The organism is Pseudoalteromonas sp. HL-AS1 (assembly GCF_031198785.1).
Classification (GTDB): Bacteria; Pseudomonadota; Gammaproteobacteria; order Enterobacterales; family Alteromonadaceae; genus Pseudoalteromonas; species Pseudoalteromonas distincta.
Map to the genome: position 1 here is coordinate 720,301 of NZ_CP133570.1, position 12,567 is coordinate 732,867.

At 40.4% G+C, this 12,567-nt stretch carries 8 protein-coding genes; 2 read left to right on the forward strand and 6 right to left on the reverse strand.

From position 1 onward, the window contains the following. Window positions 1-85: 85 nt before the first annotated feature. Window positions 86-409 carry a hypothetical protein gene (locus tag RB214_RS20115; RefSeq protein ID WP_309169233.1) on the reverse strand — a complete coding sequence of 108 codons (324 nt, stop codon included), beginning with the start codon at window positions 407-409 and terminating at the stop codon, window positions 86-88. A gap of 301 nt (window positions 410-710) precedes the next feature. Here RB214_RS20115 and RB214_RS20120 point away from each other — a divergent pair, with 301 nt between their 5' ends. Continuing rightward, entirely contained in the window at window positions 711-1,679 is a 969-nt protein-coding gene (locus RB214_RS20120) for an integron integrase (protein WP_182737534.1), read from the forward strand. A 191-nt stretch (window positions 1,680-1,870) separates the two neighbouring features. On the opposite strand, the gene RB214_RS20125 is transcribed toward RB214_RS20120, so the two are convergent. The 5 genes from RB214_RS20125 to RB214_RS20145 all read right to left on the reverse strand — a co-directional run bounded on the left by RB214_RS20125 (window position 1,871) and on the right by RB214_RS20145 (window position 11,507). After that, window positions 1,871-4,126: an acyl-CoA dehydrogenase gene (locus RB214_RS20125; protein WP_294119038.1), complete on the reverse strand. Its 2,256-nt coding sequence runs from the start codon at window positions 4,124-4,126 to the stop codon at window positions 1,871-1,873. Window positions 4,127-4,731: 605 nt separating this feature from the next. Beyond that, complete coding sequence (locus RB214_RS20130) at window positions 4,732-5,760, reverse strand: zinc-binding dehydrogenase (RefSeq protein WP_309169234.1); 1,029 nt, start codon at window positions 5,758-5,760, stop codon at window positions 4,732-4,734. A 10-nt stretch (window positions 5,761-5,770) separates the two neighbouring features. Further along, window positions 5,771-7,183 (reverse strand): TolC family protein, encoded by a 1,413-nt coding sequence (locus RB214_RS20135; RefSeq protein ID WP_309169235.1) that lies wholly within the window; start codon window positions 7,181-7,183, stop codon window positions 5,771-5,773. After that, window positions 7,176-10,328 carry an efflux RND transporter permease subunit gene (locus tag RB214_RS20140; protein ID WP_002958688.1) on the reverse strand — a complete coding sequence of 1,051 codons (3,153 nt, stop codon included), beginning with the start codon at window positions 10,326-10,328 and terminating at the stop codon, window positions 7,176-7,178. The genes RB214_RS20135 and RB214_RS20140 overlap by 8 nt, the downstream gene beginning before the upstream one ends. A 9-nt stretch (window positions 10,329-10,337) precedes the next feature. Continuing rightward, window positions 10,338-11,507 carry an efflux RND transporter periplasmic adaptor subunit gene (locus tag RB214_RS20145; RefSeq protein ID WP_002958689.1) on the reverse strand — a complete coding sequence of 390 codons (1,170 nt, stop codon included), beginning with the start codon at window positions 11,505-11,507 and terminating at the stop codon, window positions 10,338-10,340. 119 nt (window positions 11,508-11,626) lie between these two features. On the opposite strand from RB214_RS20145, the gene RB214_RS20150 reads away from it, so the two are divergent. Continuing rightward, window positions 11,627-12,565: a LysR family transcriptional regulator gene (locus tag RB214_RS20150; RefSeq protein WP_309169236.1), complete on the forward strand. Its 939-nt coding sequence runs from the start codon at window positions 11,627-11,629 to the stop codon at window positions 12,563-12,565. Window positions 12,566-12,567 lie beyond the last annotated feature (2 nt).

Here is a 12,567-nt window from a genome sequence, read left to right on the forward strand (position 1 = left end):
GAGGCAAAAAACAGTTGGTTAAAATAAGCGACGCAGGAGCAAAAACCAACTGTTTTTTGTCCTACTTGAATGACTTGTTATATTTTCAATCCACTGAAATTGTTAAGGTTACTGAAATCCCGCAACTCTCACCATAGCCAAAATTTAAATAATAAATCTCATTTTCACTCGATTTAGCTGTAAACCAAACCTTGGTATCACCTTCATCTTCAAAAGACTTTAAAGTAGCAAAGAAACTTGGATTTTCTAAGCTACCTTTAAAAATAGCCACATTATCAAATTCTTTACTTTTGATTTCTTTTGGTATCGTAACAATGATGCTGTATGAGCCTTGGTCTAGATTTTTATTCACCTCAAAAAGGTTTGAGTATTCTAAATTCCAATCGCTCATTTGTTTTTCTGAAATCATACAAGTTGTTGCATGAGAGAAAAAACAAAAGAAATACAGTATAAAAGCTAAACGCATACTCGAAACTTTCCTGAAAATATAACAATTTAATAGTGCGCTCATCGCGCATATTTCTGCCAACGATACGCTCATGTATTTTATAAATCATTTTTACCAAATAACTTAACACATTGCTATATATAATTTTTATTAGCATTCAAACTCTCAATAAAAGAGAAAATGCGCTCGCCGCTCATTTTCTTGAATATGTGTGCATCACAACTATACTGTATATAAAAACAGCGCCATTATTGGTAATAGTATGAAAACACGTTCCCCATTTTTAAATTATATAGCCGATTATATGTTGGTACGTCAGTATTCATTACGCACCGTAGATACCTACCTAAGATGGATTGCATCTTATATCCATTTTCATAATAAACGACATCCCGCCTCAATGGGGGACAATGAAGTCGAACGCTACTTAGAACATTTAGTGTTAAAGCAAAACGTTGCACCACGTACGCAAGCCACCGCACTCAATTCATTGTCATTTTTATACAAGCACATAATAAAAAAAGAACTCTCATTAAATTTAAATTTTGCCCGTAGTAAAAAACAAGCAAAGCTCCCTGTAGTGATGACCCCAGAGGAAGTTAAAATGTTGATGGCTCATTTAAATAAGCGCTATTATTTAATTGCAGCCCTTATGTATGGAAGTGGCTTAAGAGTAATGGAAGCGGTGCAATTAAGAGTAAAAGATATTGATTTTGATTATAAATGCATTCAAGTATGGAATGGAAAAGGTAATAAACACCGCATTGTTACGCTGGCCACAGAGCTAATTCCTATGCTGAGAAATCAAATTTTGAACGTTGATGACTATTTAAAACTGGATTTAAATAATACGGAATATTCTGGCGTATGGATGCCATATGCTTTAACAAAAAAATATCCAAGTGCCGCAAAATCGCTTGCGTGGCAATATTTATTTCCTTCTCATATATTAAGTTCAGATCCTCAAAGTGGTGAAATAAGGCGACATCATTTTCATCACTCTTGTATTAGAAAAGAGATTAAAAAAGCCGTCCAAAAATCAGGGTTAACAAAAATAATAACACCTCATACATTGAGACACTCTTTTGCTACTCATCTACTGCAAAGTGGCGCCGATATAAGAACTGTTCAAGCTCAGCTTGGCCATTCTGATGTTAAAACTACACAAATTTATACCCATGTACTACAGCAAGGTGCTAACGGGGTTGTTAGCCCTTTTTCAAGATTATAAGCGTCTCTTTTTAATCCTCTACGCATACATATTCGCTTTAAGACCAATACCGCCATCTATTTCTACTTTTAAAAAACATAAAAAAGCCCCGCTTGTTTTTACACAAACGGGGCTCCACACTAATTTTTTAATCAACAATAAAAGCGCCGATACTGCGGGCGCTTTGCATCATTGAATTTAATTACTTTAACTTACTGATTAACTACGCTTTTAAGCGGGTTAATTGGCTGTGCGTTATCGTCTAGTATGTTCATATCAAAATCGAACTCATCTACACGAATCGCCTTTTCACGTTTGATGTTGTAATCAATTAACTGAACGTGCTCAGCTTGCGTGATTACATTTGCCGCTAATGCGTTATCAAGTGTAATGTTAAAACGTGCACCTGGCTTAATTACTTTAGCACGTAATGCTTTTTTAACTTTAGCCAGCTCGCCAAGTGATGCCATTTTAGCTTTGTAAGCTTGCTCATTAATATGATGGCCATCGCCCACTACTGGTTTAACTAAATGCGTGATTTGCGCTTTAAATGCGGTATCTAGCTGAGCTTGCTTAGCTAGTTCGCGGATTAAATCGTCGCTAATTTTTGGCATTTTAGTTGAGTAGTTCATTGTAATGAAACGGATAAACTTACGTGTACCGCTTGCAGGGAAGTTATCTAAAAACTTATGCAATGCTTCTTCAGCACTTTGTAGTGCAAAACGAGTCGCGTAATGGAAATACGGCGCTGCTTGCTCACGGTCACTACTTGATACTTTTTGCTCGTAGTATTTAATTGATGCCATAGCTGCATATAAGAAGCTCATTACATCGCCTAAACGTGCCGATAGCATTTCTGCTTGTTTTAACTTACCGCCAAGTACAAGTAACGAAAAGTCTGCGTACACTGCAAGTTTTGCAGATAGTTTATGTACTGCTTTTTCGTAGTCACGTACTTCTGGTAAATCAGAGTTTGCACTTGCTGTAAATGGTAAAACACCTAAGCGCAAAGCACGTAAGCTGTTTGCTGTGCTGTAGCCGATTGTTTTACGCAAAATGCCGTTAAATTCTTTATCTGCGCCTTTGTCTTCACTGTGAATTGACTCAACCATAGATTGTAAATATGGGTGACAACGCATAACACCTTGACCAAAGATCATTAGGTTACGTGTAAGAATGTTCGCGCCTTCTACCGTAATGGCAATCGGCTGTGCAACATAACCGCTTGCTAATGTATTTTGTGGACCATTTTGAATCGCTTTACCTGCTTGAATATCCATTGCTGAATCAAGTACGTCGCGACCAAGCTCTGTCATATGGTATTTAGCGATTGCGGTTACTACTGATGGTTTTAAACCCATGCCTAAGCCTTCAGTTGTAAGTACGCGCATTGCTTCTTGTAGGTATGTTTTACCTGCAATGTCGGCTAGTTTTTCTTGAATACCTTCAAACTGACCAATGGCTAAACCAAACTGTTCACGCACTGCTGCGTATTCAGATGCTGATTTAAATGCAACTTGTGCTGTACTAACACCTAGCGCAGGTAATGAAATACCACGGCCAGCACCTAAACAGCTAACCAGCATTTGCCAACCACGGCCGATGTTTTTCTGTCCACCAATAACAAAATCCATTGGTACAAATACTTTGTTACCACGTGTAGTACCGTTGTAAAAACGAATACCCATTGGGTCGTGGCGATTACCAAGCTCTACACCTGGGTGCTCTTTTGGAATAAGTGCACAGGTAATGCCTAGGTTTTCTTTACCACCTAGCAGACCATCAGGGTCAACTACTTTAAATGCTAAACCAAGTACGGTAGCAATAGGTGCAAGCGTAATGTAGCGCTTGTCCCAGGTAATTTCTAAACCAAGGACTTCTTCGCCGTTGTACATACCTTTAGTTACTTTACCAACATCAGGAATACCACCTGCATCAGAACCCGCTTCTGGGCTTGTTAATGCAAAACATGGAATGTCTGTACCATTTGCTAGGCGTGGTAAGTAATGTGCTTGTTGTTCTTGCGTACCAAAGTGAAGTAATAACTCACCTGGGCCTAACGAGTTAGGAACCATTACGGTTACCGCAACTGCTGAGCTTTTAGTCGCAATTGTGCCAACAATGGTAGAGTTTGCATAAGGGCTAAACTCTAAACCACCAAACGACTTAGGAATGATAAGCGAGAAAAAACGCTCTTTTTTCAAAAATTCTAAGATGTCATTTGGTAAATGAATGCCGTTTTGAATCACTGAATCGTCAATCATGCCCAATAACTCTTTTACTGGACCGTCTAAGAATGCTTGCTCGTCTGCGCTTAATGTAGCAGCAGGTACGTCGCGAAGTGCACTGAAATCAGGTTTACCTTGGTAGATAGAACCTTCAAGCCATACATCACCCGCGTCTAGCGCTTCTTGTTCTGTGATAGAAATACTTGGTAATACTTTTTTTAGTTTTGTACGTAAACTCATGATTGAACTCATCCGACCAGCTAAATAATACCTACATTACGTCATAAAAAATCGTTTAGATCAATTACTCTATTCAATTAATTAACAGTTTTTTCAATTTATTTTCTTTACCTGAACGTAAACTGTTGAAACACAAAGGCTTACAGTTGTACGCTGAAAAAAAGTATTTTGACTAAAATGATGAATAAAACAGCAAAAGCGCTAGGGTCTGTTGATCTTTGCGGATTAAAATTTGTTCAAACTAGGGGCTATTTAATCGCGGCGCGAGGTTTGTAACCTAGTGGGCTAAGTAAAAACCGAGCAACAAAGAGTAAATAGCCCCTAGGAAGAACCCCTTGGGCAGCGCCTGTTTGGCATTAATGCTACGTTATCGCCCATTTATGGGGAATAACCACACTACATAGGCTCTGCCTTGCCTAAATACCAAACAGACTGCTGCAAATTCAACCTTGAAAGATCAACAGACCCTAGCGCTGTATCTATTTTTTGATGGGCATAAAAAAACGCAGCACAAATAGGCTACGTTTTTATTCAATTTGTAGAGGCTACATTATCAGTTAATCTAACTAAAACTACCTAAATTTAAATCAAATTGTATAAGCGCTTCACTTAGCAACTTTAACAATTTGCTTGCCGGTAAAACCACCAGCAAGTTGTTTATTAAGCGCTTGCGATACTGACTCAGCACTAAAATCTACGGGCGTTATTTCTGGGTGTTTAATGTCGCCACTAACAGCTCCTTCAAGTAACAGGTTGCCCATAAAGCTCAAGCGTTGTTGTGCACATAAACTATTAGCAAGCCATGCACCACCAATCGATACAACGCTAATATTCGGCGCTCGGTGATACATTAAGTCTTGATCAAAACAAGGTAGCGGATTTAAGCAGGCAATACGTCCGCAAAAACGCATTAACTCAATATTACGCTGAGTACACTCACCACCTATCGTATCAATAACCGCATCAAAGCCTTGCGGGCCAAGTTCTCTGCGGATTTTTTCGCATAGCTTTTTATCGCTATAGTCAAAAACCACATCAGCGCCTAGCTGCTTAACCAATTTATGGTTACGCTTTGATGCAGTGGTAAATACATCTGCACCACGCTGTTTTGCATATTGAATAGCAAACTGCCCTACCGCTCCGGCTCCGCCTTCAATAAAAATAGTATCGCCTTCACTAATGCCTATTTTATCTAAGCTGATAAGTGCTGCCATACCGGCGCATGGAAGTGTTGCTGCAATGGCCGGATTTAAACCGCTTGGCACAACCGACACTGCAAAGTTAGGTACTTTGGTGTATTCGCTCAAAGCACCTTGCTCACCAATGTTGGCATGCCACATAACCCGCTCGCCAACATTTGGAAACACACCTTTATTAGCTTTAACCACAACACCTACAGCATCTAAGCCTAAAATGTGTGGATACTGCCATTTACAAAAGCCTGTTTTAGCAAATTGACCATCAACTGGATTTAAACCAACGTACTCTACTTTTACAAGCAGCTCGTTATCTGCACAGTCTGGAACAGGCAGCTCAGCATCCGCTAAGTTAATTGCTTCATTTGGTTCTGGCAGTACAATAGCGCGCATCGTTTGCGGGATAATGTATTCATGTAAATTTTCAGTATTTGGCATCAATATAACTCTACTTATTAGTGTCGTTTAACGCATAACTCCATTGGCCATTAAATGACTGGTAAGCATTTACTTTGGCAAGCAGTGAAGAAATTGTTGTTTCAACAGCATTTTCTTGCGCTATTAAAACATCCTGACGCGCATCTAACAACTCAAGGTAAGGAATTTGGCCTTCTTCATACATTGCTTGTGCTTGTAAAAATGCTTTATTAGCAAAGTCATAGCGTTCATCGGCAAAGCGTTTTTGCTGTGCTTGATTGACCAACAATTGCAGTGAAAGTTCACTTTCACTTAGTGCAGTTAATACCACTTGTTGATAATCGCTGTAAGCGGCTTCACTTAAAAACTGCTGCGCGTCGCGCTGTGCTAATAATGCTGGGTAGCTTAATAACGACCATTGTAACTGCGGTGCTACTTGCCACTGCTGATCGGTATTTTTTAAGCCTGTGCTGTCTATACTCACAACCCCTGCAAATGCAGATAAGCTAATATCTGGTAATAACGCTTTGCTAGCTGCAACACTTAAACTATTTGCTTGGCTAAAGTCAAACAGGGCACGGCTAATATCAGGACGTAAGGCAATGGCATTATTAGCGTTTTTTAGTGCAACGCTAAAGTCACGTTCAAGCACGCTTTGCTCGTTTTCAATAGCAATATTTTGCGCTAGCTTACCGCTTAGTACTGCAAGAGCAGATAAATCGCTGTATTTTGCATACTCAATGGCAGGCATTAGTGCTTGTTGCTGCCTAAGCTGCGCCATAGTACGGTTTAAATCAAGCTCGTTTGCAACACCTTCGTCAACACGGGCTTGAAGAACGTCAATACTTTGCTCAAGCGCTTCAATTTGAAGTGTAACAATGTGTTGCTTTTCAACATTGCCTTGATAACTTACAAAGCCTTTAACAACTGACGATACTACTTCAATTTGTAATAAGCGTACTTGCTCTGCTTGGCTCATGGCCGATGCATTTGCAGCATCAACCAACGCTGTTATGCGACCAAATAAATCTAGCTGCCAATCAAGTGCAACGTTTGCACTTGATTGACGGTCATAAACGCTTGGTGCATCGCTTCGAGCCGCGCCAACATTTACGCCACCTTGTGGTAGGTATTGGGCTTTTTGCTCTCCTAATCGTGCTAATGCACTTTTAAGTGTTAACTGGCTTGTTTGCAAATTATAGTTATTTGCAAGCGCACCAGTAACAAGCTCATTTAGTTGATCAGAATTAAGCTTTTTCCACCAGTTTGTTTCATCAGCAACGCTAACGTTACTAGCAATATTAGCTTTAGCAACAAATTCGTTAACAGCTTTTTGCTCGCTCATGGTGTCTATTTTACTCGCGCACCCGGCTAAAAACGCAGCGACTAATACCGCACTGACAGTTAGACTTGTTTTAAGTCTTTTTTGCATTAATTTAGTCATGAGTATTCTCCTGCGCTTTCTCTTTTTTGTTAGTCACTAACATATAAAATACCGGCGTGAATAATAGACCAAACACGGTTACACCTATCATGCCTGAGAATACGGCGTTACCCATTGCGTGTCGCATTTCGGCGCCCGCACCGGTGGCAAGTACTAACGGTACAACACCTGCTGTAAATGCAATTGACGTCATTAATATTGGGCGCAAGCGCATACGACATGCCTCAAGTATTGCCTCTAAGTGCGATAAGCCTGAGTCGTGTCTATCTTTTGCAAACTCAACCATCAATATCGCATTTTTAGAAGCCAACGCGACCAGAACTATGAGCGCTATTTGGGTGAATATGTTGTTGTCAGAGCCAACAAACCACACACCTAACAAGGCTGAAAAAATAGTCATTGGTACAATTAATATAATTGCCAGTGGTAAACGTAAGCTCTCGTACTGCGCTGCAAGTACCATAAATACAAGTAATACAACTAACGGGAATACATAAACCATGGTGTTACCAGCAAGTACTTGTTGGTACGTTACTTCAGTCCACTCATATTCAATACCTGTTGGTAGTGTGTCTGCGAGTACTTTTTCAATAGCAACTTGTGCTTGATCAGAACTATAACCTGGCGCTGGGCTACCATTTAGTTCTGCACTTGGGTATCCGTTGTAATGCATAACACGGTCAGGACCAATTGTTGGTGTTACTGTTAATACAGAGCCTAATGGCACCATATTACCTGAGCGATTACGTACTTTTAAATTAAGTATTTGATCAGGGTCTAAGCGGTAGTCAGCATCAGCCTGTGCATTTACTTGGTACGTACGGCCAAACATATTAAAGTCATTTACGTACACAGAGCCTAAGTAAATTTGCAGTGCATTAAATACTTCATCAAGTGGAATACCTTGAATAAGCGCTTGCTCACGGTCAATATCAATATCCATTTGTGGAACTTGGATACGGAAACTTGAGTACAGACCCATTAATGCAGGGTCTTGTTGCGCTTTACCAATAACGGCTTGCAGGCTATTAAATAGTGCTTCAAACCCTTTATTAGCTCTGTCTTCTATTTGCAGTTTAAAACCACCTGTAGTGCCCAAACCTTGAATTGGCGGCGGTGGAAATACCGCTACAAATGCCTCATCAATGGCAGCAAAACGTTTATTCAACTGCGCCGCTATCGCCATCGCTGATTGGCTTGGATCGGTACGTTTGTCAAAGCTTTCAAGTGGTGTAAATACAATGCCGCTGTTAGGGCTGTTTGTAAAACCGTTCACTGATAAGCCAGGAAAAGCAACAGTATGTGCAACACCTGGGACTTCTAATGCAATTTGCTGCATTTGAGCAAGTACGTCTTCAGTACGATCAAGGCTTGATGCGTCAGGTAACTGCGCAATAGCCACTAAATACTGTTTGTCTTGCTGTGGAATAAAGCCACCTGGTACGGTATCAAATAACTTAATTGTGCCGCCAACAAGTGCAATATAAGCCACCATTACAACAACGGTCATACGGATTAGTTTTTGTACCAGTTTTTCGTAACCTTTAGCACCACGATTAAATACGCGGTTAAACGGTTTAAACAACCAACGACCAAACAATTTATTAAGTAAACGCGTGAAGGCATCTGGTTTTGCATCGTGCGATTTTAATAACAATGCAGCAAGCGCAGGCGATAACGTTAATGAGTTAAACGCTGAGATAATCGTCGAAATTGTAATTGTAAGTGCAAATTGCTTATAAAATTGACCTGATAAACCGGTAATAAACGCAGTAGGAATAAATACAGCACTTAGTACTAGCGCAATGGCAATAATAGGGCCTGTTACTTCGCTCATTGCAACGCGGGTTGCTTCAAGTGGCGATAAGCCTTTTTCGATATTACGCTCTACGTTTTCAACAACTACAATCGCATCATCTACAACAATACCTATGGCCAAAACTAAACCAAACAACGACAAGGTATTAATTGAGACACCTAACCACTGCATTACGGCAAATGTACCAATAAGTGAAATAGGCACAGCAATTAGCGGAATAATTGATGCTCGCCACGTTTGTAAAAATACAATAACAACAATAACTACCAGTACAATTGCTTCAAGCAACGTGGCAATTACCGCGTCAATTGAGCCGCGAACGAATACCGTAGGGTCGTACACAATGTCGTATTCAACACCAGTAGGGAAATCTTTAGATAAGCGCGCCATTGTTTCGCGTACTTGATCAGAAAGCTCAATAGCGTTTGAACCTGGACGTTGGAATATTGGCATTGCAAGTGCTGGTTGATTATCAAGCTCTGCACGCAGTGCGTAAGTGTCTTGACCTAGATCAACACGGGCTATATCAGATAAACGCGTTAACTGACCTTCGTCGCCTACTTTAATAATAACTTGTTCAAATTCTTCAATACTGTTTAAACGACCTTTAACGTTTAACAATATTTGAAATTGACTGTCGTTTGAAATTGGTTGCGCACCTAAGCTACCTGCAGCAACTTGCTGGTTTTGCGAACGAAGTGCTGTTACTACATCTGTTGCTGTTAATTCGCGTGCAGCAAGTGCATCTGGGTTTAGCCATACTCGCATTGAGTATTTGCCAGCACCAAACATGCGAATATCACCTACGCCTGGTAAGCGCGCAATTTCATCTTTAATGTTTAAATCAGCATAGTTAGATAAGTAAGCTGTGTCGTGCGTTTTTTCAGGTGAATACAAATGCACTACCATGGTTAAATCGGGTGATGACTTTTCAGCCACAACACCTAAACGCTGTACTTCTTCTGGCAAACGCGGAAGTGCACTGTTTACACGGTTTTGTACTTGTACTTGAGCACGGTCTAAATCGGTACCTAACGCAAATGTTACCGTTAGTGTCATACGGCCATCACTGGTACCTTGCGAAAACATATATAACATGTTCTCAGTACCGTTAATTTCTTGCTCCAGCGGTGTTGCCACTGTTTGCGCAATAACGGTAGGGTTAGCACCTGGGTAGTTGGCGGTAACAACAACTGTTGGAGGAACTACTTCTGGGTATTCACTTACTGGTAATTGGAATAGTGATATGCCACCAGCAATTAAAATAACCAACGACAGCATAGCCGCAAATATTGGGCGCTGTATAAAGAAATGCGAAAATTTCATCAATAAACCTTATTGCTTAGCCACAAGTTGTGCGTTGTCATTTGACAATGTAAATGCCACACCGCTTGTATCAATTGTTACTGTTTGAGGAGAGATTGGCATACCAGGACCTACGCGAGCAGGACCATTTACAGCAATTACATCACCTTCGTTAAGGCCTGAAGTAACCGCACGTAATGCACCGTAACGTTCACCAATAGTAATTAGTTTGTATTCAAGTACGTTGTTTTCGCCAACGGTTAGTACAAAGCGATTTTTTAAGTCAGTACCAATTGCACGTTCTGGGATAATAATAGCGTCGCTAATAGAATTGGCTGCAAGCTTGATACGTGCAAACGAGCCTGCGCGTAATTGGTTGTTGTCTTCATTAAATACCGCACGTACACGTAATGTGCCCGTTGATGAATTAATTTGGTTATCAATAAAGTTAATGTAGCCTTTGTATGCAAAATCACTTTGACCGACTTTTTGCATTACAACAGTTTGGTGGCTCGCAGCAGTAACGTCATTAAAAGAGCTATTCCATGTGCGCTCATCAACATCAAAATAAGCGTACATAGCTTGGTTTGAAACAATCGATGTTAATACGCTTTGACCCGCAAGTACGTTATTACCTTTAGTAATATTTGCGCGAGAAATAATGCCATCAATTGGTGATACTACTGACGTAAACTCTAAATCAAGTTCTGCTGAGGTAAGTTGTGCTTGCAGTGCAGAAAGCTGTGCTTCGCGTTGGCGCAGTGTTGAAGTGCGCGCTTGTGCTTGCTCTGTAGAGATTGCCTTACGGTCTAATAAGCGTACCGCACGTTTGTCTTCACTTTTAGCTTGTTCAAGTGCGGCTTCTGCACTTTTAATTTGCGCTTTTAAGCTTGCAACAACCGCTGCAAATGGGCGAGCATCTAATTGAAATAAAACATCGCCTTGCTTAACCACGTCGCCTTCTTTAAATTCAATGCTATCGATGATTCCTGATACACGCGGCATTAAAGCAACTTCTTGTGGAGACTCTAAACGAGTTGTATATGTGTGCCAGCTCTGTACCGGCTTAACAAGCACCTGTGCTACATCAATTGGTTGAAGTTGCTGTGCAGGTGCTGATTGAGCTGTGCTCTCATCAGCACAACCCGCAAGTGTTAAAGATGCCGCAGTAAGTGCAGCAGCAATTAGATGTTTGTTCATGAAGACGCTCCATTGTTGATTAGCCTCGCATAATACGGATTAAACCCGTGTGTAAAAACCATAGATTTTTAAATTCATTAATGCCAAAATGGCATCAATAGATTAGTTAAGGTGTAATAATGGATACAACAAGTCGACTTTTAATGTTACTTGAAGTAGTTGAGCAAGGCTCTTTTGCTAAAGCTGCAGAAATACGCAACATAGATCGCTCTGTTATATCTAAACAAATTAGCCGTTTAGAGGATGAGTTAGGCGTTAGGTTACTTAACCGTACTACCCGTTCATTTTCGCTCACTGCGGCAGGCGCCGAAATGATCAAAAAAGCCGCAGAGCTTAGAGAGCTGCTCGGCGAAACCGTGCGCATGGCTGAAAACTACCATTTAGAGCCGCGCGGCGTTTTAAAAATTACTTCATCAACACTTATTGGTCGTCGTTATTTACAACCTGTACTTAATGATTTTCAAAAACGCTTTCCGCAAGTAGAAGTTGAACTGCGTTTAGACGATAGATTAGTAGACATAGTCTCTGAAGGATTTGATTTGGCTTTTCGTGTAGGAGAGCCTAAAGACTCGTCACTTATTGCACGTAAAATAGCGCGTAATCGATTATTAATTTTAGCTGCGCCACAGTTTATTGAAACTTATGGTATGCCAAAAACAATGGAAGAGTTAGCGAAATTACCAGCAGCAAGCTATGCCAGTAATTCTATTCGAGTAGAAGCAATTGATTATTACGATAGTAAAGGTGAGCGCTGCGAGCAAAAAATAAAAAGTGTGTTTCGTGCTAATGATGCCGAGTCATTGTTAATGAAAACATTGTCGGGTACAACTTACTTTGTCGCCCCTGCATTTATTATTGGTGATGAAGTAATACAAGGTAAGTTAGTGCCTTTATTGACCGATGTAAAACTGATGGAATTTAGCGCGATGTATGCCGTATATCCGCATCGAGATTTACCAGTAAGAACCCGATTATTTTTTGATGCTGTACGCGAGCATTTAGGAAAAGATAAACCGATTTGGGAAAACGGGATCCCTAACTTTGAACAAATGTACTAAGT